Origin of the sequence: Escherichia sp. KTE114 (genome assembly GCF_000407765.1) — a bacterium.
In the GTDB taxonomy this organism is placed as follows: Bacteria; Pseudomonadota; Gammaproteobacteria; order Enterobacterales; family Enterobacteriaceae; genus Escherichia; species Escherichia ruysiae.
On sequence record NZ_KE136626.1, the window covers coordinates 2,726,473 to 2,748,421 of the forward strand.

The window sequence follows — 21,949 nt, forward strand, 5'->3', positions numbered from 1 at the left end:
GCAACGCAGGGAGTGGAATGCTTAATTACGTTATAAAACGCTTACTGGGGTTGATTCCGACGCTGTTTATCGTCTCGGTGCTGGTGTTTTTATTTGTCCATATGCTGCCCGGCGATCCGGCGCGATTGATTGCCGGGCCCGAAGCTGATGCTCAGGTCATCGAACTGGTGCGTCAGCAACTGGGGTTGGATCAGCCGCTGTATCACCAGTTCTGGCACTATATCAGCAATGCCGTGCAGGGAGATTTTGGCCTGTCGATGGTCTCGCGTCGTCCGGTTGCCGATGAGATTGCCAGCCGCTTCATGCCAACGCTGTGGCTGACCATAACCAGTATGGCCTGGGCGGTGATATTTGGTATGGCGGCGGGGATTGTTGCCGCCGTCTGGCGTAACCGCTGGCCAGATCGCTTGAGTATGACCATCGCGGTGTCGGGGATCTCCTTCCCGGCATTTGCCCTGGGGATGCTTTTGATTCAGGTTTTTTCCGTTGAGCTGGGTTGGCTACCTACGGTAGGTGCAGACAGTTGGCAGCACTACATTTTACCCTCCCTGACGCTCGGCGCGGCAGTGGCAGCCGTGATGGCGCGCTTTACCCGCGCGTCGTTTGTCGACGTATTAAGCGAAGATTATATGCGTACCGCGAGGGCGAAAGGGGTGAGCGAAACCTGGGTTGTCCTCAAACATGGGCTACGCAACGCCATGATCCCGGTAGTGACCATGATGGGCTTACAGTTTGGCTTTTTGCTCGGTGGGTCCATCGTGGTGGAGAAAGTCTTCAACTGGCCCGGACTTGGGCGCTTACTCGTTGACTCCGTAGAAATGCGCGATTACCCGGTGATTCAGGCGGAAATTCTGCTTTTCTCGCTGGAATTTATTCTTATCAACTTAGTGGTGGACGTGCTTTATGCCGCCATTAACCCGGCTATCAGGTACAAGTAAGGATGCGATTATTTAACTGGCGTCGTCAGGCGGTGTTAAACGCCATGCCACTGGTAAAACCTGATCAGGTGCGTACTCCGTGGCATGAGTTCTGGCGACGTTTTCGCCGTCAGCATATGGCGATGACCGCCGTATTGTTCGTCATTTTGTTGATTGTGGTGGCCATTTTTGCTCGCTGGATCGCCCCCTATGACGCCGAAAATTATTTCGATTATGACAATCTGAATAACGGACCTTCTTTGCAGCACTGGTTTGGCGTCGATTCACTGGGGCGCGACATTTTCAGCCGCGTCCTGGTTGGTGCGCAAATCTCGCTGGCGGCGGGTGTGTTTGCGGTGTTTATCGGTGCGGCGATTGGGACGTTGCTGGGTTTGCTGGCTGGATATTATGAAGGCTGGTGGGATCGGCTGATCATGCGTATTTGTGATGTGCTGTTTGCTTTCCCTGGCATTTTGCTGGCTATTGCTGTTGTTGCGGTGCTGGGAAGCGGCATTGCTAACGTGATTATCGCCGTCGCTATCTTTTCTATTCCGGCGTTTGCCCGACTGGTGCGCGGCAACACGCTGGTGTTAAAACAGCAAACCTTTATTGAATCAGCGCGCAGTATTGGTGCCAGCGATATGACCATTTTGTTGCGCCACATCTTACCGGGGACAGTCTCTTCCATCGTCGTGTTTTTCACCATGCGCATTGGCACCTCGATTATCTCCGCCGCCAGTCTGTCGTTTCTCGGCCTGGGAGCGCAGCCGCCGACCCCGGAGTGGGGAGCGATGCTCAACGAAGCGAGAGCGGATATGGTTATCGCGCCGCATGTGGCGGTTTTTCCGGCACTGGCTATTTTCCTGACCGTGTTGGCGTTCAACTTGCTGGGTGATGGTTTGCGTGATGCGCTGGACCCCAAAATTAAAGGATAGTCACGGTTGAATATTGCTTGAAAGGGTAATGACCTCAGAGGAAATTATTGCCTTAAGCAAGTGTTGTAACTTTTTTCTAATTTTGTAGAATCGGGTAATTTGGTTAAAAAGCCGTTGCGAGGGACTATTTATGCAGCGGCACAGCGTACTGACAGTTATTTTGTTAAATGTATTAACATGCTGAGTTTATACGAAAAGATAAAGATAAGGCTGATAATTTTATTTTTATTGGCTGCGCTGTCATTTATTGTTCTTTTTTTCATCATTAACTATCAACTGGTATCGGAGCGTGCGGTAAAACGTGCCGATAGCCGCTTTGAACTTATTCAAAAAAACGTTGGCTATTTCTTTAAAGATATTGAACGTTCCGCTCTGACGTTAAAGGACTCACTCTATTTATTGAAAAACAGTGAGGAGATTAAACGTGCCGTCATCCTGAAAATGGAAATGATGCCATTTTTAGACTCAGTGGGGCTGGTACTGGATAATAATAAATATTATCTATTTTCGCGGCGGACGAATGATAAAATCGGTGTTTATCATCAGGAAAAGGTAAATGGCCCCCTTGTTGATGAGGCAGGACGCGTCATCTTTGCCGATTTTAATCCGTCGCAGCGCCCGTGGTCAGTAGCTTCGGATGGCTCTGACAGTAGCTGGAATCCGGCATATAATTGCTTTGATCGTCCGGGGAAAAAATGTATTTCTTTTACGCTGCGAATTAACGGCAAAGACCGTGATTTGCTGGCTATTGATAAAATTCATGTCGATTTAAACTGGCGATATCTGAACGAATACCTTGATCATATCAGCGCAACTGATGAAGTCTTGTTTCTGAAACAAGGTTATGAAATCATTGCCAAGAACCAACTCGCCCGTGAAAAATTGATTATTTATAATAGCGAAGATAATTATAATATTATTGATTCTGTCGATACGGAGTATATAGCAAAAACATCGCGCGTACCCAATAACTCGCTATTCGAAATCTATTTTTATTATCCTACGGGGAAACTATTTAACGCGTCAGATAAACTCTTTTATTTGCCGTTTGCTTTCATTATTGTCGTATTGCTGGCGCTTTACTTAATGACGACCCGTGTGTTCCGTCGCCAATTTTCAGAAATGACAACGCTGGTCAATACGCTGGAGTTTTTACCTGACTCTGCGGATCAAATGCAGGCACTGAAAATTCGTGAAGGCGATGCTAAAGAGATTATCAGCATCAAAAATTCGATCGCGGAAATGAAAGATGCTGAAGTTGAGCGTTCAAATAAACTGCTCTCGCTGATCTCCTACGATCAGGAAAGCGGTTTTATCAAAAATATGGCGATTATTGAGTCAAACAATAATCAGTATCTGGCCGCCGGGATCATCAAACTGTGCGGACTGGAAGCCGTCGAAGCCGTGTTTGGTGTCGAGGAACGCAACAAAATTGTCAGGAAGCTGTGTCAGCGAATTGCCGAGAAATATGCACAATGCTGCGATATCGTGACATTTAATGCCGATCTCTATTTATTATTGTGTCGGGAAAATATACAGACTTTTACCCGTAAGATCGCGATGATAAACGATTTCGACAGTAGCTTTGGCTACCGCAATCTGCGTATACACAAATCTGCCATTTGTGAACCTCTGAAGGGCGAAAATGCCTGGAGCTATGCAGAAAAACTGAAGCTGGCGATTTCCAGCATCCGTGACCATATGTTCTCTGAGTTTATTTTCTGTGATGATGCGAAACTCAGCGAAATTGAAGAGAATATCTGGATTGCGCGCAATATCCGTCACGCCATGGAAAAAGGCGAGCTATTCCTGGTTTATCAACCGATTGTTGATATTAACACCCGCGACATTCTGGGCGCTGAGGCGCTGTGTCGCTGGGTTTCTGCGGAGCGGGGGATCATCTCGCCGCTGAAGTTTATTGCTATCGCGGAAGATATCGGTTTTATCAATGAACTGGGTTACCAAATTATTAAAACGGCGATGGCTGAATTCCGCCATTTTAGCCAGCGTGTGCTCCTGAAACAGGATTTCTTACTGCATATTAATGTTTCGCCCTGGCAGTTAAACGAACCACATTTTCATGAGCGTTTTATCGCCATCATGAAAGAACATGAACTGACAGCGAAAAGTCTCTGTATTGAGATCACTGAAACTGTGATCGAGCGAATTAGTGAACATTTTTATCTCAATATTGAACAATTGCGTAAACAAGGGGTACGAATATCGATTGATGACTTTGGTACAGGTTTGTCAAACCTGAAACGTTTTTATGAAATTAATCCTGATAGCATAAAAGTGGACTCGCAATTTACCGGCGATATTTTCGGCACTGCGGGCAAAATTTTGCGCATTATCTTCGATCTGGCACGCTATAACCGGATCCCGGTGATTGCAGAAGGTGTTGAGAGCGAAGAGGTTGCGCGTGAATTAATCAAATTAGGGTGTATTCAGGCCCAGGGGTATCTGTACCAGAAGCCGTTGCCATTCTCTGCCTGGGACAAAAATGGGAAGTTAGTAAAAGAGTAGTTTAGGTATGTCCAGAATCAATAAATTCGTACTTACAGTCAGTCTGCTGATTTTTATCATGATTTCAGCGGTTGCCTGCGGGATCTATACCCAGATGGTAAAAGAACGGGTGTATGGCCTGAAACAGTCCGTTATTGATACTGCTTTTGCGGTGGCAAATATTGCTGAATATCGGCGTAGTGTGGCAATTGATCTCATTAACACGCTTAACCCGACTGAAGAGGAATTGCTGGCTGGCTTGCGCACAGCTTACGCTGACTCGGTTTCACCTTCTTATTTGTATGATGTTGGTCCTTATCTGATTTCCAGTGATGAGTGTATTCAGATTAAGGAGTATGAAAACAATTATTGTGCAGATATTATGCAGGTTGTTAAGTATCGGCATGTTAAAAATACGGGGGTCATCTCTTTTGACGGCAAAACCTTCGTCTATTATCTCTATCCGGTTACTCACAATCGCAGTTTGATATTTTTGCTTGGGCTGGAACGATTTTCTTTACTGTCAAAATCGCTGGCGATGGACAGCGAGAACCTGATGTTCTCTCTGTTTAAGAACGGTAAACCGGTGACCGGTGATGAATATAATGCTAAAAACGCCATCTTCACCGTTTCGGAAGCGATGGAGCATTTCTCCTATTTGCCGACCGGATTGTACGTATTTGCTTATAAAAAAGACGTTTATTTGCAGGTATGTACGCTGATTATTTTCTTTGCTGCCCTGGTGGCAGTTATTTCAGGCACAAGTTGCCTCTATCTGATACGCAGAGTGATTAATCGTGGCATTGTTGAGAAAGAAGCCATTATTAATAACCATTTTGATCGCGTTCTGGACGGTGGGCTTTTCTTTTCGGCGGCGGATGTCAAAAAACTCTACAGCATGTATAACTCGGCGTTTCTTGACGATCTGACCAAAGCAATGGGCAGAAAATCCTTTGACGAAGATTTAAAAGCCTTACCGGAAAAAGGCGGATATTTGTGCCTGTTTGACGTCGATAAATTTAAAAACATTAACGACACCTTCGGTCATTTGTTGGGCGATGAAGTGTTGATGAAGGTCGTGAAAATCCTTAAATCACAAATCCCGGTGGATAAAGGTAAAGTCTACCGCTTTGGCGGTGACGAATTTGCGGTAATTTATACTGGCGGAACCCTGGATGAGTTGCTATCGATTTTAAAAGATATCGTCAATTTCCAGGTGGGGAGTATTAATTTAAGCACCAGTATCGGCGTGGCGCATTCAAATGAATGTACTACCGTTGAACGACTGAAAATGCTGGCGGATGAGCGGCTGTATAAGAGTAAGAAAAACGGCAGGGCACAGATTAGCTGGCAGTAATTTTTATTAACGAACCGGGCAAATGATTTTGCCCGGTCTGAATTAATTAAACCCGACTACCCCACAAATCGTACTCGTCGGCGTGCTCGACTTTCACACGCAGGATATCGCCCGGCTTAACGTTGGTTTCACCATTGAGATAAACCGCGCCGTCGATTTCCGGAGCGTCTGCCATGCTGCGGCCGATTGCGCCTTCTTCGTCTACTTCATCGACGATCACCAGAATTTCACGGCCCACTTTTTCTTGCAGGCGCTCGGCGGAAATCTGCTGTTGCAGTTGCATGAAGCGATTCCAGCGTTCTTCTTTCACTTCTTCCGGCACTTGATCTGGCAGAGCATTGGCATCAGCGCCTTCAACCGGGCTGTATTTAAAGCAGCCAACGCGATCCAGACGTGCTTCTTTCAGGAAGTCGAGCAGCATCTGGAAATCTTCTTCCGTCTCGCCAGGGAAGCCGACAATAAAGGTTGAACGCAGGGTCAGTTCCGGGCAAATTTCGCGCCACTGTTTAATGCGCGCCAGTTGGCGATCTACAGAACCCGGACGCTTCATCAGTTTGAGAATGCGCGGGCTGGCGTGCTGTAACGGAATATCCAGATACGGCAGGATTTTGCCTTCAGCCATCAGCGGGATAACGTCATCTACATGCGGGTAAGGGTAAACGTAGTGCAGACGTGTCCAGATCCCCAGTTTTGATAACTGTTCGCACAGGCTGACCATACTGGTTTTTACCGGCTCGCCGTTGTGGAAGCCTGTACGGTGTTTAACATCAACGCCATACGCGGAAGTATCCTGGGAGATCACCAGAATCTCTTTAACGCCTGCATCTACCAGGCGTTTCGCTTCGCTTAACACTTCGCCAATCGGACGGCTCACCAGATCGCCGCGCATAGACGGAATAATGCAGAAGGTGCAACGGTGGTTACAGCCTTCGGAAATCTTCAGATAGGCGTAATGACGTGGCGTCAGCTTAACGCCTTGCTCCGGCACCAGGCTCAGGAATGGGTTGTGTTTCGGTTTTGGCACGTAGTGATGAACGTGCTCCAGAACTTGCTCATAGCTATGAGGGCCGGTGATTTCCAGCACTTTTGGGTGGACTTCGCGGATCTGATCTTCTTTCGCCCCTAGACAACCGGTCACTATTACCTTGCCGTTTTCATTCAACGCTTCACCAATGGCTTCCAGTGATTCTTGCACCGCACTGTCAATAAAACCGCAGGTGTTGACGATCACCATGTCTGCGTCGTCGTAGCTCGGTACTACGTCATAACCTTCAGTGCGCAGTTCGGTCAGAATACGCTCTGAATCGACGAGGTTTTTCGGACAGCCGAGGGAAACAAAGCCGATTTTCGGCTGGGGAGTTACTTTGCTCATAGCTTAAAAAATATTCAGTTACAGGAAAGGTCAGGGCAGGGATTCTACAGAGTTCTGGATAAAATTTGTATCGTAATCTGGTCAACAGGCGAGGAAAACGCCCCAACTATCGGGGCGTAAATGGTTATCAGGCTACTGGGTTTTCCGTTAGCGCCTTTGCAGGCTGGTTGCTGGATTTGTCCCGCAGCGTAAAGACCGAAATAAGCGTGAAGCAACCGGCAATCGCCCCCAGGATTAGATAGGTTTCAGCAAAGCCAATGGTGTCATACAGATAGCCAGCAATGGGTGAATAGATTGCCGTGGCGATGGATGCCACAAAAAGCACCAGCAGGTAGACCGTCGAAGAGAGTTTGTGATCAAAGTTAGCCGCGATAAATTTAAACACAGACACCAGGATCAGTGGTTTTTCGATGGCATGCATCATTTTAACGGCCGCAATCCACACCGGTCCCAGTTGGATAGCAGAACCTGCAATGCGTAACGACATAATGGTTCCGGCAATCACTAATGCCCATTTTGCGCCAGTGCGGTTAACAAACCACGGCATCAGACAGAGAAATAGGGTTTCTCCGCAGACCTGGACAGAAGCCAAAATCCCGTACCAGCGATTGCCTTCTTCTGGCGTCGGAAATTGCAGCGAAAAATATTGTGCGAATTGTTGATCGTAGGTGTCATAAATTTGCGTTACGAACAGAGTGAACATCAATAAAAACCAGAACTGACTATTTTTCGCCAGTTCAAGCGCATGGATAGCTTTCAGCGAATTAGTTTTTTCAATTTCGGCCTCGGTAAGTTCGATTTTGGTAAACATAAAGCAGATTGCGGCGACCACAATGGCACAGCTTGCCAGCCAGAAAGAGAGATTAGGGTTGGTATCAATGTATTTACCCACAATCCACGCGGCGGCGGCCCATCCCAGAGAGCCCCACATTCTTACGCGACCATATTCAAAATGATAACGACGCGAAACTTTATCTATCCAGGAATCCAGAACGCCACAACCAGAATTAAAAATTATCCCCAGGTAAACGCCACCCAAAACAGCGCCCAGCCAGAAGTTATGAACCAGAAGCGGGGCATACACATAAATAAAGAATGGGCCTACAGGAAGTAATAATGCGACGAGGATCCAGATGAGTTGTTTCTTAAGACCAAATTTATCGGAGATGAAACCGAAGAACGGTTGCATTAATAACGCAATGAAAGCATTAACGGAATAAAGCAATCCTGTGCGTGTGGCGGTAATTTCCAGATGCTGTGTCGTCCATATGACAAAAAATGCCATCGTTGCCGACCAGGCAAAGAGGTACAGGAAATCGAAAATACTGAGCAAAATATAATTACGTTTACCGGGCAATAACATAGCCATATCCTCAATCACTGGCGTTGGGTCATTTACCGTTGGCACAGGCATTCGCTGTGCTTACTGGTTATTGTTTTGGTATGCATCTCCGGAAAATGTCATACGTTAACAATTTCATTTTTACTCTGACCCTGACTGTGATGATTAGGCAATGTGTTAAATGAATGTTTGCGATTTACATCACAATTATTGCTGGTAATAAAAAAGATTTAGCGAAATAGATCACTAAATCTTTTTATGAGAACGTATTACTTTTATGCCTTGCGTGTTAGCTCATCCGCCAGTGTGCGAAGGTGTTCAGCAATATTCATCAGATCAGTCTGTGGTGAGTGCAGAGGGCCAGCAGAGTTACGCACGACCAGGCGACTGGGAAGGATGGTTGAAGAGCGGAGCATCGCGTGTTCATCGTCCGGCTGTAAAATCTGTTGAACGGCAATTTTCCCTTGTAAATCAAAGTCGATTGCGACGGTCGTTAGCGAAGGTTCAAAAAACGCACTCTCATAGGTGTCGTCATAGCCTATGACAGAAATATCTTGCGGGATTTTACGTTTTTGTTGATGTAAGGCGCTTAACGCCCCCAATGCCATCTGATCATTGGCGATCAGAAGAGCGGTCGCCTGTGGCGTTTCACGTAGCATCTGTAACGTCGCCAGATAGCCGCTTTGAGCGTCCCAACTACCGTAATGAATGGCCAGCGGCGTCAGTTGGAGTGAGGCGAGAGTATCGCGCCAGGTATTGAGTCGTAGCCGCGCCGGTACTGAGTTTTCTGGGCCGGAGATCAGGCAAAATTGACGATGCCCCAAATCGTAAAGATATTTCACGCTGGCGCGTGCACCTTCTGCAGGATTAAAAGTGACGTTAAACACCGGGCTATAAGGGTCCACGTCGAGAAACAGACACAACACATCGCTGTTTTCAGCAACCAGAGTTTCAGCCAATGCCGTTTCCAGCGGTGCGTTGATAATAATCTTTGTTACCCGTTGTGCTTTTAAGTCATTAATTGCAGCCTGAATACCTTTAATATCAACATCATCGATCATGGATATCAGCACCTGATATCCCTGTTCTCCGGCATATTTTTTCACTGCTGCCGCAATTTGCGAGGGGGCATGTAGGGCGAGCGAAGTTGTAACCAGCCCGACCGTTTTGCTCTCTTTCCCTACCAACTGTTGAGCTACGCGATTTGGAACGTATTTAAGTTCGGCAATGGCTTGTTCAATTTTTTGACGTGTTTTGGCAGACACGTTCGCTGAATTGTTAAGCACCCGCGACACTGTCTGATAAGAAACATTGGCATGACGAGCAACATCGGCAAGGGTTGCAGCTTTGGTTTTCATATTCGCCCCGGCTAAAAGATTTGTCACAGTATACCGCAGTGAATGTCATACGTATCACGCTCACCTGTCTCAGTGCCGGTAAGCTGACCCATCGAACCTGTTTGCAGGGAAAAACGCGTACTTGATCACATTCCTGCCGGACATTCCTTGCATAACGAAGCAATTAATTACTAGATGACAGTATTGTGAACGAATAACATTTTTTGTCTGTTTAAAACAATTCAGGAGTCAGCATGGACAAGCACCCACCGATCATCCCCAGAGCCCCATGGTTACTTCATGGTGCTGATTACAACCCGGAGCAATGGTTACATGTCCCCGGGATTCTGGAGAAAGATATCGCCATGATGCAACAGGCTGGTTGTAACACCATGTCGGTGGGTATTTTTAGCTGGTCAATGCTGGAACCCACAGAGGGGGAATATTGCTTTGACTGGCTGGATGAGGTGCTGGATAAACTTCATGCGGGTGGGATCTCTGTCTTCCTCGCAACACCAAGCGGAGCCAAACCTGCCTGGCTTGCTGCACGTTATCCGGAGGTTCTGAGAGTTAGCGCCTCACGCGAGAAAATGCTTCACGGCGGTCGCCATAATCACTGCCTTTCTTCTCCCGTGTATAAAGAGAAAGTGACGCAAATTAACCGTAAGCTGGCGCAGCGATACGCAAATCATCCGGCGGTTCTGGGATGGCATATCAGTAATGAGTATGGCGGAGAGTGTCATTGTAATGGATGCCAACAGGCGTTTCGCCGTTGGTTGCAGACTCGTTACGCCACTCTTGAGGCGCTTAATCAGGCATGGTGGACTGGTTTCTGGAGCCATACATACAGTGACTGGTCACAAATTGAATCTCCTTCCCCATTAGGTGAGATGTCTAACCACGGTTTGAATCTTGACTGGCGGCGCTTTGTCACATCGCAGGTAAAAGAGTTCTATCAAATGGAGATCGCGCCGTTAAAAGCAGAACGCCCCGATTTACCTGCGACGACCAATTTTATGTGGTATTTCAATGACTACAACTACTGGGCATTAGCTGAAGTGGTTGATTTTGTGAGTTGGGATAGCTATCCCATGTGGCATAAACAGGAAGATGAACGCGCCGTTGCTTGTAAAACAGCGATGTATCACGACCTGATGCGTACTTTAAAAAATAAGCCGTTTATTCTGATGGAATCCACGCCCAGCCAGACAAGCTGGCAGCCAACCAGCAAATTGAAAAAGCCGGGAATGAATATTCTTTCTTCCTTACAGGCCGTCGCTCACGGCGCAGACGGCGTGCATTATTTTCAGTGGCGTAAGAGTCGTGGCGCCGTGGAGAAGTTTCATGGTGCGGTGGTTGATCACGTCGGTCATCTGGAGACGCGTACCGGGCGCGAAGTCATACAACTGGGGCAACGGCTGGCTCATCTTAAACAATTGGTCGGAACGAAAACCCAGGCAAAAGTTGCCATTATTTTCGACTGGGAAAACCGCTGGGCGGTCAACGATGCTGCCGGGCCGCGCAATTGCGGTATCCACTACGAGCAAACGGTAGTGGAGCATTACCGACCTTTCTGGGAGCAGGGCATGGCGGTCGATATTATCAATGCTGATTGTGATCTTACGGGTTATCAGTTAGTTATTGCCCCAATGCTCTATATGGTTCGCGATGGATTTGCTGCTCGTGCTCGCGCCTATGTTGAAGCTGGTGGCAATTTTGTCACCACTTACTGGTCCGGGATTGTCAATGAAACCGATTTATGTCATCTGGGTGGATTCCCTGGCCCGTTGCGTGACCTGATGGGTGTGTGGGCTGAAGAGATTGATAGCCTTAATGATTATCAGCATAACGAAGTTATCTGCGAGCCGAATGCGTATGGACTGCAGGGGCAATGGCAGGCACGGGAATTATGTGCGGTTATTCACGCCGAAGGTGCACAGGTTCTGGCGCGCTATGGTGAGGATTTTTATGCGGGTACACCTGCGTTAACAGTAAATCACGTCGGACAAGGTCGAGCTTTCTATGTGGCTTCGCGTAATGATGCGTCATTTCATCAAGCGTTTGCCGCGATGTTGATCAACACACTTCATCTCCCAAAAGCACTTGCTACTGAACTTCCTGCTGGCGTTATTGCAACGCGTCGGACAGACGGCGAGCAGGAATGGGTTTTTGTACAAAATTACACTGCTCATGTACAAAATGTTGTGCTTCCTGGAGCGTGGCGAGTGACGGAAACAGGCAAGGCTTGTTCACAAGCATTAGAACTGGCGCCGTGGGGATGTGAGGTACTGGAAAAAGAAATAATGTAAATTCTTATTAATAAGATGTGAAGTATTGATCCCTGACAGCATTTTGTACAAAAAGTAGCCATACTATTTAATTGCACAAAGGCTGCAAAGAGGAGGATCGAAGTATGTTCGTTGACAGACAGCGAAGCGATCTACTTAACCGGTTGATCGATGCAAGAGTTGACCTCGCCGCATACGTGCAACTGAGGAAGGCCAAAGGATACATGTCCGTCAGCGAAAGCAATCATCTACGAGATAACTTTTTTAAACTGAATCGCGAACTGCACGATAAATCGCTGCGGTTGAATCTTCATCTGGATCAGGAAGAGTGGAGTGCTCTTCATCATGCTGAAGAAGCATTAGCGACAGCCGCAGTATGTTTGATGAGCGGGCATCATGATTGCCCGACTGTTATTACCGTCAACGCCGATAAGCTTGAAAATTGTCTGATGAGCTTAACGCTGAGTATCCAGAGCCTTGAACAGCACACCATGCTTGAGCAGGCCTGAAAACTAAGGGGGAGAAAGCGTCTCCCCCTTCATGTTTAAGTTTTTGTAAAAATGAATTTGTCATCTCCTCCACTGACTACGCTTTAAGCCAGAGTCAATCCGGAGGCGTTATGCATCGACAATCCCTTTTCCTTGTGCCCTTTCTCTGTGTTTCTTCCGCTCTCTGGGCGGCTCCTGCGCCGGTAAATGTCGAAGTACTACAAGACAAACTCGATCATCCGTGGGCGCTGGCCTTTTTACCTGATAATCATGGCATGTTAATCACCCTGCGCGGTGGCGAGTTGCGTCACTGGCAAGCAGGAAAAGGATTATCTGCGCCGCTTGCCGGTGTGCCGAACGTCTGGGCGCACGGGCAGGGAGGCTTGCTGGATGTGGCATTAGCGCCTGATTTTGCCCAGTCGCGCCGCATCTGGTTAAGTTATTCCGAAGTTGGCGATGATGGCAAAGCCGGAACTGCTGTGGGTTATGGCCGCTTAAGTGATGACCTCTCAAAAGTGACCGACTTCCGCACCGTCTTTCGCCAGATGCCAAAACTGTCTACCGGCAACCATTTTGGCGGGCGGCTGGTATTCGACGGTAAAGGTTATCTTTTTATTGCTCTGGGCGAAAACAATCAGCGCCCGACGGCGCAGGATCTGGATAAATTGCAGGGTAAATTAGTGCGTCTGACTGACCAGGGCGAGATCCCGGATGATAATCCTTTTGCCAGGGAATCCGGTGCGCGCGTAGAGATCTGGTCTTATGGCATTCGTAATCCGCAAGGAATGGCGATGAATCCGTGGAGTAATGCACTGTGGCTGAATGAACATGGCCCGCGCGGTGGTGATGAAATTAATATCCCGCAAAAAGGCAAAAACTACGGCTGGCCGTTGGCTACCTGGGGCATTAATTACTCAGGTTTTAAAATACCGGAAGCGAAAGGGGAAATCGTCGCCGGAACCGAGCAACCGGTTTTTTACTGGAAGGACTCACCAGCGGTGAGCGGCATGACCTTCTATAACAGCGACAAATTCCCCCAGTGGCAGCAAAAATTATTTATTGGTGCGCTGAAAGATAAAGATGTCATTGTGATGAGCGTCAACGGCGACAAAGTGACAGAAGATGGCCGTATTTTAACGGACAGAGGGCAGCGAATTCGTGATGTTCGCACTGGACCCGACGGTTATTTATACGTTCTCACCGACGAGTCCAGTGGGGAATTACTTAAAGTTAGCCCACGCAATTAGCTAACGGGAATCATCACCACTTTGCGCACTGCGGGGCGTTCAGTGAGTTGCTGATACCAGCGTTGCAGATTTGGACGCGGTGTCCAGGTCAGGCCAACATTAAACAAATTGTAGATAAACGGTGCGATAGCAATATCGCCCACACCAAACTCGTCGCCGGAGAACCATTTTACTTTTGCCAGTTCCGCATCGAGCAGGGCAAACAGGGCGTCGCACTCTTTGCAACTGGCTTCAATGGCGGCCTGATCACGTTCTTCCGGTGGCGTTCTGACTAACCCCATCAGGATCCCACGATGGGCATTGCTGAGCGTCTGGTTTGCCCAGTCCATCCACTTTTCGGCTTCTGCGCGACGTGCCGGCGAGTCGATCCACAGACGTTTTTGCCCGTACTGTGCAGCCAGGTAGCGGACAATGGCATTTGATTCCCAAAGAATTAAGTCACTTTCGTCGTCACGCAACAGCGGCACCAGCCCGTTGGGATTCATCGCCAGAAAATCGGCGTCATGGTTTACCCCAAACTCACGACCCGCCAAAATTTGCTCATAAGGCAGTTCCAGTTCTTCGAGTGTTAGCAACACTTTTTTAACGTTGGTTGAATTATTCCGACCCCACAGCGTAATCATACTCACCCCTTTTCCGACAGGCAGCCACAGGCTGAACAGGACTCCGATGGTGAAGTAAAGTTAACTTTTAAGCAACAGCGAGTAAAAAAATGACGCCAGAAGCAGCGAAGCGGCAGGATATTGCATAAACTTTAAAAACTTTACCAACTTACGGTTTCTTTAAACTTGTGTGTGCGTTATTAATCACCGAACTTATCATACGGCGATATAACGTATTTTTTTGAATGGATACTCGGGTGGCATTTATGACGCAATACTCCTCTTTCCTTCGTGGTCTTGCAGCGGGTTCTGCATTTTTATTCCTTTTTGCCCCAACGGCATTCGCGGCGGAACAAACCGTTGACGCGCCGAGCGTGGATGCGCGTGCATGGATTTTAATGGATTACGCCAGCGGTAAAGTGCTGGCAGAAGGCAATGCGGATGAGAAACTGGATCCCGCGAGCCTGACCAAAATAATGACCAGCTATGTGGTTGGACAGGCGCTTAAGGCTGATAAGATCAAACTCACCGATATGGTGACGGTCGGTAAAGATGCCTGGGCGACGGGAAACCCGGCACTGCGCGGTTCGTCGGTGATGTTCCTCAAACCGGGCGATCAGGTTTCGGTGGCAGATTTGAACAAAGGTGTGATTATCCAGTCCGGTAATGACGCCTGTATTGCGTTGGCCGATTACGTTGCCGGGAGCCAGGAGTCATTTATTGGTTTGATGAATGGTTATGCCAAAAAACTGGGCCTGACCAACACTACCTTCCAGACTGTGCACGGTCTGGATGCGCCGGGGCAATTCAGTACCGCGCGCGATATGGCGTTGCTGGGTAAAGCGTTAATCCACGATGTGCCGGAAGAGTACGCCATTCATAAAGAGAAAGAGTTTACCTTTAACAAAATTCGCCAACCAAACCGTAACCGTCTGCTGTGGAGCAGCAACGTTAACGTTGATGGTATGAAGACCGGAACCACGGCTGGTGCGGGATACAATCTGGTCGCTTCTGCTACTCAGGGTGATATGCGTTTGATCTCCGTGGTGCTGGGGGCAAAAACTGACCGCATCCGTTTTAATGAGTCTGAGAAATTACTGACCTGGGGCTTCCGCTTTTTTGAAACCGTGACGCCAATTAAACCTGATGCCACCTTTGTGACTCAGCGCGTCTGGTTCGGTGATAAGAGCGAAGTGAATCTCGGCGCAGGCGAAGGGGGATCAGTGACCATCCCACGCGGGCAACTGAAAAACCTGAAAGCGAGTTATACGTTAACGGAACCGCAGCTCACCGCGCCGCTGAAAAAAGGTCAGGTTGTCGGCACCATTGATTTCCAGCTTAACGGTAAATCTATTGAACAGCGTCCGCTGATCGTGATGGAAAATGTGGAAGAGGGCGGGTTCTTTGGTCGGATGTGGGACTTCGTGATGATGAAATTCCATCAGTGGTTCGGCAGCTGGTTCTCTTAATCTTCTGATGACCGGATGGCGCGAAAACGTCATCCGGTTATGCGTTATTAATACATCAACTTAATACGCTGCGTCTGCGCATACTTCATATACTCATCTTCCGGACAACAATCGCTCACCACAATATCAAAGCGTTTCAGCTCGCCCATGCGCGCCGGACGTACCTTGCCAAACTTACTGTGGTCGACAACCAGCACGTGCTTTTGTGCCATCGACATCGCCCAGTGTTTTACCGGCAACTCTTCAAGATTAAAACAGGTTGCGCCTTTACTGACATGCACGCCCGCTGCGGAATAAAAAGCAATATCCGGGCAAAAATTATTCAGTGTTTGCTGAAAATCAATGGGTTTGAAAATGGCGTTGCTGGCGTGAAATTCACCACCACAAAGAAACGCGCGGCAATGGGGTTTCTCTTTTAGCGCCAGAAAGGTATTTAGTGAATAACAAATGGCGGTGAAAGGGATTTCATTATCTATCGCTTCAATAATCCACGGCGTGGTGGTGCCGCAGTCAAAAAAGAGGGTCTGATCGGGTTCAACCAGCGTCGCGGCCAGTTTTGCCGCCCGGCGTTTTTCTTCCACCAGGCGGGATTTTTGATCGCTTAACAGGTAATGGCTGGCACTACGCGGTTCCAGAACAATATAGCCGCCGAGTAGTACGACGGGGGCACTGTTGTTATTCAAATCGCGACGAATCGTCATCTCTGAAACCCCGAGCAGGGCGGCGGCGTCCTTCAGGTGTAACTTATCGCTGCGTTTTAATTCTTGTAGTAACTGCCCTATACGCTCTTCGCGACGTGTTTCCATATTCCCTCTGAATAGTTATTGAAGCGAGCCGCCTGATATTACACTTTTTATCCGAAATCAGCCACGCACCCAGCCTTTACGTATAGGTAAGGCGAAACAGAAGCGATACCACAATTGCAGCTTCTGGTAGAGTATAGCCCCCACAGCCTGCCAGATAATCTGGGCGCTAAGGCAACCAATCATTCCTGCCAACAATCCACCGAGCATGTCCAGCGGCCAGTGAACACCGAGATATACACGTGACCAGGCAATGACCACCGCCAGCGCCATAAGGATTGTGCCTGACCACAGGCGATGCCAGCATAAAAATGCCAGCGCAAAGGTGAAAATCACCGTACCGTGGTCGCTTGGGAAAGAGTCATCCGCCGCATGATGCAGGAAGTTATAGCCGATATGATCAACAAACGGACGGTCGTGCGGAAATAAGTGCCCCATCGTCCAGGAAACAAACAGGCTGACTGCCAGCGCGATGGCGATTTTTATCACCAGTTGCCGTTGAGCCGTAAATCCCCATAGCCAAAGCACCGTAGCCAGCAGCGGCACTACAGTAATTAAATCTTTGGCAATAAAAATCGCTAACGAAATCATCCATGCGGATGAGTCTGGCGTCGCATTAATAAGAGAGAATAATGAGTAATTCAGATTTTCCAGCATAACTTTCAGACTCAAAAGGTGATTAAAATGGGGAGCCATCAGGCAAGTCGATGAGCATAAAGTGCGTGTTAAACAGGGTAAAGCAGCATCGTCTTATTTCACTTTCGGATTGGCTTACAACAGGGAATAGTAACGCGAAGGAATTAAATAAAGCTTAAAGAAAGAGTGGCTATACTCGGAATAATGTAAGAATGTGCTTAAGCGTGGTTTCAACTACAAAATTTGCTTTCTCGTTTGCTGCGCTTTTATTAAACTTTGTGCGATTATTCTTGGCGAAGAAATTGCATGCAAAATAGATTAGCTACTGGTGCCAGACTTGGGCGTCAGGCATTACTTTTCCCCCTCTGTCTGGTGCTCTACGAATTCTCGACCTATATCGGCAATGATATGATTCAACCCGGTATGCTCGCGGTAGTGGAAGAGTATCAGGCGGGTATTGACTGGGTTCCTACTTCGATGACCGCTTACCTGGCGGGCGGGATGTTTTTACAGTGGCTCCTGGGGCCGCTGTCGGATCGTATTGGTCGCCGTCCGGTGATGCTGGCAGGCGTGGTGTGGTTTATCGTCACCTGTCTGGCAATATTGCTGGCGCAAAACATTGAACAATTCACGTTATTGCGCTTCCTGCAGGGGATAAGCCTTTGTTTCATTGGCGCTGTTGGATACGCCGCGATTCAGGAATCCTTCGAAGAGGCGGTTTGTATCAAGATCACCGCGCTGATGGCGAACGTGGCGCTGATTGCTCCGCTACTCGGTCCGCTGGTGGGCGCCGCGTGGATCCATGTGCTGCCCTGGGAAGGCATGTTTGTGCTGTTTGCTGCATTGGCGGCGATCTCCTTTTTCGGTCTGCAACGCGCTATGCCGGAAACTGCCACGCGTATTGGTGAGAAACTGTCCCTGAAAGAGCTTGGCCATGACTACAAGCTGGTGCTGAAGAACGGTCGCTTTGTTGCCGGAGCTCTGGCGCTGGGATTCGTCAGCCTGCCGCTGCTGGCGTGGATCGCCCAGTCACCGATTATCATCATCACCGGCGAAAAGTTGAGCAGTTATGAATATGGGTTGCTGCAAGTGCCAGTTTTCGGGGCGTTAATTGCGGGTAACTTGCTGTTAGCGCGTTTGACCTCGCGCCGCACCGTTCGTGCATTGATCATCATGGGTGGCTGGCCGATTATGATTGGCTTGCTCGTCGCCGCTGCCGCAACGGTTATCTCATCGCACGCGTATTTATGGATGACCGCCGGGTTAAGTATTTATGCTTTCGGTATTGGTCTGGCGAATGCGGGACTGGTGCGATTAACCCTGTTTGCCAGCGATATGAGTAAAGGTACGGTTTCTGCGGCGATGGGGATGTTACAAATGCTGATCTTTACCGTCGGTATCGAGATCAGTAAACATGCCTGGCTGAATGGCGGTAATGGACTGTTTAATCTCTTTAACCTTGCCAACGGAATTTTGTGGCTGCTGCTGATGTTTATTTTTTTAAAAGATAAACAAACAGGAAATTCAAACGACGGATAAGAAAATGCCTGGTTGCTTTGTACAATCAGGCATTCATGGATTAATGGTGATGGTCGTCGATTTGATGTTCGATAACCATCCCTTCGCCTACGCTGGCAAGATGACGAACATACGGATGTGGGCGGTAAGCCGGAGCTGGAGTAGGCGCCACATAGACAGTTTGTGGTACAGTCGCGACGCTGACCGCTTGTGGAACGCTGACTGAATCGGGGACTACCACCACTTTGTATCCGCTCGGCACATCAACGGTGACACTTTGCGCCATTGCCACACCAGTAAAACTCAACAGAAACGCGCCCAGCAGTACACAATTTTTCATCATCATTTCGCCTGAAATAATCCAGAAGGGGAATTTCCGCGAATTATGCATCCTTCATTCAGGCATTGTGTTGCCGGGCGTGCTGCCGTTTTATTGATTAAATGGCGCTTCGTGCTTAAGAATTTTATCGATCACATCCAGTACGCTTTCACGGTTATTAGAGCCTGCGCGGTATTTCGCCGCAGCTACGACCGCGTTGCCAGCATTTTCCATCGCAAAGCTAAAGCCAGCCTGGCGCAGCATTTCGATATCGTTACCGCCATCGCCAAAGACCACCACTTCACTGTCATCTATTCCCCATAACTTCTGGAGTTGCCGCAGGCCATTGGCTTTATGTACGCCGGGGATAATCAGATCGATGCTGCCGTTGCCGGTGTGAACCGGCACCATAATATCGCCAATCGAATCATGTAACTCTTTTTGCACTTGCGGAATCAGTTCATCGGAAAGATTCAGGCCAAACTTAAAGAAGATATCTTCTAAGTTGTCAAAGTTATCGACATATTCCAGACGGTGATAATACATTTCCGCCACCGTTTTCATGGCATCGTCATATTTTTTGAGGGTATAGGCGCTATTTTTTCCGCAGGCAATAATTTCCACTTCCGGGCGCGTCAGTAAATGTTCCACGACAGTGGCAAATGCATCCTTCGACAGCTCGCCATTAAAAACATCTTTGCCTTCGCTCACAACCCAACCACCGTTTTCTGCCACAAAGGCAATTTCATCGGCAATTTCGGGGAAGAAAGAGATCAACTGATAATATTGATTCCCGCTGGCGACCACAAAGCGAATCCCTTGTGCTTTCATCTGCTGATACTGAGCCATAAACCGCTCGCGGTTATAGGTTTTTTGATCGCTTAAGAAAGTACCATCCATGTCTACCGCAATTAATTTAATGCTCATCAATTATTCTCCATCGCCGTCTGCGTTTTGGTATCGGGTTTGGCGACGGCTTTCGCGACAATAGCCGCGAGAATAACCAGCGCCAGTACAACCAGCATTGCACTACGTAATCCATAATGTTCGCCGAGATAGCCCAGCAGCGGCGGCCCGACGAGGAAAGCCAGATAACCGGTCGTCGCTACTACGCTGACGCGGGTCGGCGCATCGGGGCCGGTATCGCTGGCGGCAGAAATGGTCAGCGGGAAGCCCAGCGAGGCACCCAATCCCCAAAGAACAACAGACACCCCAGCGACCCAGGCGCTATCGACAAAAATAATCAGCCCAATACCCAACGCACCCATTAGCGCACTGGCCCGAACCACGGCAACGCGGCTGTAACGGTCGATGAACCAACCGCCAGTGAAGCGTCCAACGGTCATCCCCAATGTGAAACCGGCATAAATCAGTGAGCCGGAAGTGGGGCTAAAACCGTGACCATCAACCATTAACAAGGGTAACCAGTCGTTGGCAGAACCTTCTGCAAAGGCCATCGCCAGCACCACAACACCAATCAACAGCAACTGGATATCGCGATAAAAAGGTACGCATTTTTCGCCATGTTGCGTGCTATCGGTGGCATTTTTTCCCGTACCGCCAGGGATTGCCTGAATGGCGATATAAATAGGCGCGATGCCTACCAGTGCCGCCAACAAAATATGCACAGTTGCCGGAACGCCAAAGGCCGTTAGCGCCATCCCAACACCAGCGCCTGCCAGCGTGCCGAGGCTATAAAAGCCGTGCATCATCGGCAAAACCGTTTTATTCATTTCTCGCTCAACGGCGGCACCTTCAACGTTTATAGCAACTTCAGCGGAACCAAAACTGGCTCCAAAGACGCCAAGACCAACGGCAAAGAGCACGGGCGATGTCAGCCAGAGCGCCACACTTAATATCATCATCCCGATCAACGCGCAGGACATCGTGACCAGGATGACATTACGCGTCCCAAAACGTTTCACTAACCACGCCGAGCAGAGAATTCCGCTCATCGAACCGATCGACAAACCAAAGAGTACACCGCCCATTTCAGCGATCGAAACAGAAAGAATGTCGCGAATCGCTGGCGTACGGGTTGCCCAGGACGCCATTAACAAGCCTGGCAAAAAGAAGAACATAAACAGCGCCCAGGTTCGGCGTTTCAAGGCATTACGTGAAGAATTTACGGTCATAGATCACGTCAAAAAAAGAAGAGGGAAGACAACCTTAGCAAGGTTGTGTACATTTGTACACAATTGCAAAGAGAGGAAATGACATGCGTCGCGCTAACGATCCGCAACGGCGAGAAAAAATCATCCAGGCCACGCTGGAGGCGGTGAAACTTTACGGGATACATGCCGTTACGCACCGCAAAATCGCTACCCTTGCCGGAGTGCCGTTGGGGTCGATGACCTACTATTTTTCAGGAATTGATGAGTTGCTGCTGGAGGCGTTCAGCAGTTTTACAGAGATAATGTCTAAGCAATATCAGGCATTTTTTAGCGATGTTAGTGATGCATCAGGCGCCTGCCAGGCCATAACTGACATGATCTACAGCTCGCAGGTTGCAACGCCGGATAACATGGAACTGATGTATCAACTTTACGCATTGGCCAGCCGAAAACCGCTATTAAAAACGGTGATGCAAAACTGGATGCAGCGTAGTCAGCAAACGCTCGAACAATGGTTTGAACCCGGAACCGCCCGCGCGCTGGATGCGTTTATTGAAGGGATGACACTGCATTTTGTCACTGACCGTAAGCCGCTATCGCGCGAGGATATTTTACAGATGGTGGCGCAATTGGCAGGGCAGGAGATAAAATTCAGGCAACAAAAAACCCATCAACCTTGAACCGAAATGGCGGGGTTGAT

The 21,949-nt window shown here is 48.5% G+C and carries 19 protein-coding genes; 10 read left to right on the forward strand and 9 right to left on the reverse strand.

What is annotated here, in order from left to right; genetic code table 11:
• The first annotated feature begins 17 nt into the window (after positions 1-17).
• The 4 genes from gsiC to WC5_RS08150 all read left to right on the forward strand — a co-directional run bounded on the left by gsiC (position 18) and on the right by WC5_RS08150 (position 5,714).
• Positions 18-938: a glutathione ABC transporter permease GsiC gene (gene gsiC / locus WC5_RS08165; protein ID WP_000936029.1), complete on the forward strand. Its 921-nt coding sequence runs from the start codon at positions 18-20 to the stop codon at positions 936-938.
• A 2-nt stretch (positions 939-940) separates the two neighbouring features.
• Positions 941-1,852: a glutathione ABC transporter permease GsiD gene (gsiD, locus tag WC5_RS08160; RefSeq protein ID WP_001236057.1), complete on the forward strand. Its 912-nt coding sequence runs from the start codon at positions 941-943 to the stop codon at positions 1,850-1,852.
• Between the two features lie 177 nt (positions 1,853-2,029).
• Complete coding sequence (locus WC5_RS08155) at positions 2,030-4,378, forward strand: sensor domain-containing phosphodiesterase (RefSeq protein WP_010351159.1); 2,349 nt, start codon at positions 2,030-2,032, stop codon at positions 4,376-4,378.
• Positions 4,379-4,385: 7 nt separating this feature from the next.
• Positions 4,386-5,714: a GGDEF domain-containing protein gene (locus tag WC5_RS08150; RefSeq protein ID WP_000086866.1), complete on the forward strand. Its 1,329-nt coding sequence runs from the start codon at positions 4,386-4,388 to the stop codon at positions 5,712-5,714.
• 46 nt (positions 5,715-5,760) lie between these two features.
• Here WC5_RS08150 and rimO read toward each other — a convergent pair whose 3' ends face one another.
• The 3 genes from rimO to WC5_RS08135 all read right to left on the reverse strand — a co-directional run bounded on the left by rimO (position 5,761) and on the right by WC5_RS08135 (position 9,786).
• The gene (rimO, locus tag WC5_RS08145; RefSeq protein WP_000049371.1) at positions 5,761-7,086 is read right to left on the reverse strand and encodes a 30S ribosomal protein S12 methylthiotransferase RimO; all 1,326 of its coding nucleotides are present in this window, start codon (positions 7,084-7,086) and stop codon (positions 5,761-5,763) included.
• Between the two features lie 127 nt (positions 7,087-7,213).
• Positions 7,214-8,449 carry an oligosaccharide MFS transporter gene (locus WC5_RS08140; RefSeq protein ID WP_000926278.1) on the reverse strand — a complete coding sequence of 412 codons (1,236 nt, stop codon included), beginning with the start codon at positions 8,447-8,449 and terminating at the stop codon, positions 7,214-7,216.
• A 254-nt stretch (positions 8,450-8,703) separates the two neighbouring features.
• Positions 8,704-9,786 (reverse strand): LacI family DNA-binding transcriptional regulator, encoded by a 1,083-nt coding sequence (locus tag WC5_RS08135; RefSeq protein ID WP_000849772.1) that lies wholly within the window; start codon positions 9,784-9,786, stop codon positions 8,704-8,706.
• Positions 9,787-10,019: 233 nt separating this feature from the next.
• Between WC5_RS08135 and WC5_RS08130 the strand changes: the two genes are divergently transcribed.
• The 3 genes from WC5_RS08130 (at position 10,020) to yliI (ending at position 13,788) form a co-directional block, all read left to right on the forward strand.
• The gene (locus WC5_RS08130) at positions 10,020-12,074 is read left to right on the forward strand and encodes a beta-galactosidase (protein ID WP_016231641.1); all 2,055 of its coding nucleotides are present in this window, start codon (positions 10,020-10,022) and stop codon (positions 12,072-12,074) included.
• 104 nt (positions 12,075-12,178) lie between these two features.
• Complete coding sequence (bssR, locus tag WC5_RS08125; RefSeq protein ID WP_000497145.1) at positions 12,179-12,562, forward strand: biofilm formation regulator BssR; 384 nt, start codon at positions 12,179-12,181, stop codon at positions 12,560-12,562.
• A gap of 110 nt (positions 12,563-12,672) precedes the next feature.
• Positions 12,673-13,788 carry an aldose sugar dehydrogenase YliI gene (gene yliI / locus WC5_RS08120; protein WP_000555063.1) on the forward strand — a complete coding sequence of 372 codons (1,116 nt, stop codon included), beginning with the start codon at positions 12,673-12,675 and terminating at the stop codon, positions 13,786-13,788.
• On the opposite strand, the gene gstB is transcribed toward yliI, so the two are convergent.
• Positions 13,785-14,411 carry a glutathione S-transferase GstB gene (gene gstB / locus WC5_RS08115; RefSeq protein ID WP_010351166.1) on the reverse strand — a complete coding sequence of 209 codons (627 nt, stop codon included), beginning with the start codon at positions 14,409-14,411 and terminating at the stop codon, positions 13,785-13,787. The two genes, yliI and gstB, sit on opposite strands and share 4 nt — an antisense overlap.
• Before the next feature lie 245 nt (positions 14,412-14,656).
• Here gstB and dacC point away from each other — a divergent pair, with 245 nt between their 5' ends.
• Positions 14,657-15,859 carry a serine-type D-Ala-D-Ala carboxypeptidase gene (gene dacC / locus WC5_RS08110; RefSeq protein ID WP_016159005.1) on the forward strand — a complete coding sequence of 401 codons (1,203 nt, stop codon included), beginning with the start codon at positions 14,657-14,659 and terminating at the stop codon, positions 15,857-15,859.
• A gap of 47 nt (positions 15,860-15,906) precedes the next feature.
• Here dacC and deoR read toward each other — a convergent pair whose 3' ends face one another.
• Both deoR and ybjG read right to left on the reverse strand, forming a co-directional pair.
• Positions 15,907-16,665 carry a DNA-binding transcriptional repressor DeoR gene (deoR, locus tag WC5_RS08105; RefSeq protein ID WP_000450136.1) on the reverse strand — a complete coding sequence of 253 codons (759 nt, stop codon included), beginning with the start codon at positions 16,663-16,665 and terminating at the stop codon, positions 15,907-15,909.
• Between the two features lie 57 nt (positions 16,666-16,722).
• Complete coding sequence (gene ybjG / locus WC5_RS08100) at positions 16,723-17,319, reverse strand: undecaprenyl-diphosphate phosphatase (protein ID WP_000892325.1); 597 nt, start codon at positions 17,317-17,319, stop codon at positions 16,723-16,725.
• 285 nt (positions 17,320-17,604) lie between these two features.
• On the opposite strand from ybjG, the gene mdfA reads away from it, so the two are divergent.
• A complete protein-coding gene (gene mdfA / locus WC5_RS08095; protein WP_001181217.1) occupies positions 17,605-18,837 on the forward strand; it encodes a multidrug efflux MFS transporter MdfA in 1,233 nt (410 codons plus the stop codon).
• Positions 18,838-18,877: 40 nt separating this feature from the next.
• Here mdfA and ybjH read toward each other — a convergent pair whose 3' ends face one another.
• From ybjH to WC5_RS08080, 3 genes are all read right to left on the reverse strand, one after another.
• Complete coding sequence (gene ybjH / locus WC5_RS08090) at positions 18,878-19,162, reverse strand: protein YbjH (RefSeq protein ID WP_077629224.1); 285 nt, start codon at positions 19,160-19,162, stop codon at positions 18,878-18,880.
• A gap of 84 nt (positions 19,163-19,246) precedes the next feature.
• Positions 19,247-20,062, reverse strand: a complete 816-nt coding sequence (gene ybjI / locus WC5_RS08085) for a 5-amino-6-(5-phospho-D-ribitylamino)uracil phosphatase (RefSeq protein WP_010349635.1) — start codon at positions 20,060-20,062, stop codon at positions 19,247-19,249.
• Positions 20,062-21,270: an MFS transporter gene (locus WC5_RS08080; protein WP_000217873.1), complete on the reverse strand. Its 1,209-nt coding sequence runs from the start codon at positions 21,268-21,270 to the stop codon at positions 20,062-20,064. Before WC5_RS08080 ends, ybjI begins: the two co-directional genes overlap by 1 nt.
• Positions 21,271-21,353: 83 nt before the next feature.
• On the opposite strand from WC5_RS08080, the gene rcdA reads away from it, so the two are divergent.
• Positions 21,354-21,929: a DNA-binding transcriptional regulator RcdA gene (rcdA, locus tag WC5_RS08075; RefSeq protein WP_001250444.1), complete on the forward strand. Its 576-nt coding sequence runs from the start codon at positions 21,354-21,356 to the stop codon at positions 21,927-21,929.
• Positions 21,930-21,949 lie beyond the last annotated feature (20 nt).

What these genes read in the sequence shown, in the direction of transcription:
- gsiC (WP_000936029.1), top strand. Translation starts at nt 18, where the DNA reads ATGCTTAATTACGTTATAAAACGCTTACTGGGGTTGATTCCGACGCTG.
- gsiD (WP_001236057.1), top strand. Translation starts at nt 941, where the DNA reads ATGCGATTATTTAACTGGCGTCGTCAGGCGGTGTTAAACGCCATGCCA.
- WC5_RS08155 (WP_010351159.1), top strand. Translation starts at nt 2,030, where the DNA reads ATGCTGAGTTTATACGAAAAGATAAAGATAAGGCTGATAATTTTATTT.
- WC5_RS08150 (WP_000086866.1), top strand. Translation starts at nt 4,386, where the DNA reads ATGTCCAGAATCAATAAATTCGTACTTACAGTCAGTCTGCTGATTTTT.
- rimO (WP_000049371.1), bottom strand. Translation starts at nt 7,086, where the DNA reads ATGAGCAAAGTAACTCCCCAGCCGAAAATCGGCTTTGTTTCCCTCGGC.
- WC5_RS08140 (WP_000926278.1), bottom strand. Translation starts at nt 8,449, where the DNA reads ATGTTATTGCCCGGTAAACGTAATTATATTTTGCTCAGTATTTTCGAT.
- WC5_RS08135 (WP_000849772.1), bottom strand. Translation starts at nt 9,786, where the DNA reads ATGAAAACCAAAGCTGCAACCCTTGCCGATGTTGCTCGTCATGCCAAT.
- WC5_RS08130 (WP_016231641.1), top strand. Translation starts at nt 10,020, where the DNA reads ATGGACAAGCACCCACCGATCATCCCCAGAGCCCCATGGTTACTTCAT.
- bssR (WP_000497145.1), top strand. Translation starts at nt 12,179, where the DNA reads ATGTTCGTTGACAGACAGCGAAGCGATCTACTTAACCGGTTGATCGAT.
- yliI (WP_000555063.1), top strand. Translation starts at nt 12,673, where the DNA reads ATGCATCGACAATCCCTTTTCCTTGTGCCCTTTCTCTGTGTTTCTTCC.
- gstB (WP_010351166.1), bottom strand. Translation starts at nt 14,411, where the DNA reads ATGATTACGCTGTGGGGTCGGAATAATTCAACCAACGTTAAAAAAGTG.
- dacC (WP_016159005.1), top strand. Translation starts at nt 14,657, where the DNA reads ATGACGCAATACTCCTCTTTCCTTCGTGGTCTTGCAGCGGGTTCTGCA.
- deoR (WP_000450136.1), bottom strand. Translation starts at nt 16,665, where the DNA reads ATGGAAACACGTCGCGAAGAGCGTATAGGGCAGTTACTACAAGAATTA.
- ybjG (WP_000892325.1), bottom strand. Translation starts at nt 17,319, where the DNA reads ATGCTGGAAAATCTGAATTACTCATTATTCTCTCTTATTAATGCGACG.
- mdfA (WP_001181217.1), top strand. Translation starts at nt 17,605, where the DNA reads ATGCAAAATAGATTAGCTACTGGTGCCAGACTTGGGCGTCAGGCATTA.
- ybjH (WP_077629224.1), bottom strand. Translation starts at nt 19,162, where the DNA reads ATGATGATGAAAAATTGTGTACTGCTGGGCGCGTTTCTGTTGAGTTTT.
- ybjI (WP_010349635.1), bottom strand. Translation starts at nt 20,062, where the DNA reads ATGAGCATTAAATTAATTGCGGTAGACATGGATGGTACTTTCTTAAGC.
- WC5_RS08080 (WP_000217873.1), bottom strand. Translation starts at nt 21,270, where the DNA reads ATGACCGTAAATTCTTCACGTAATGCCTTGAAACGCCGAACCTGGGCG.
- rcdA (WP_001250444.1), top strand. Translation starts at nt 21,354, where the DNA reads ATGCGTCGCGCTAACGATCCGCAACGGCGAGAAAAAATCATCCAGGCC.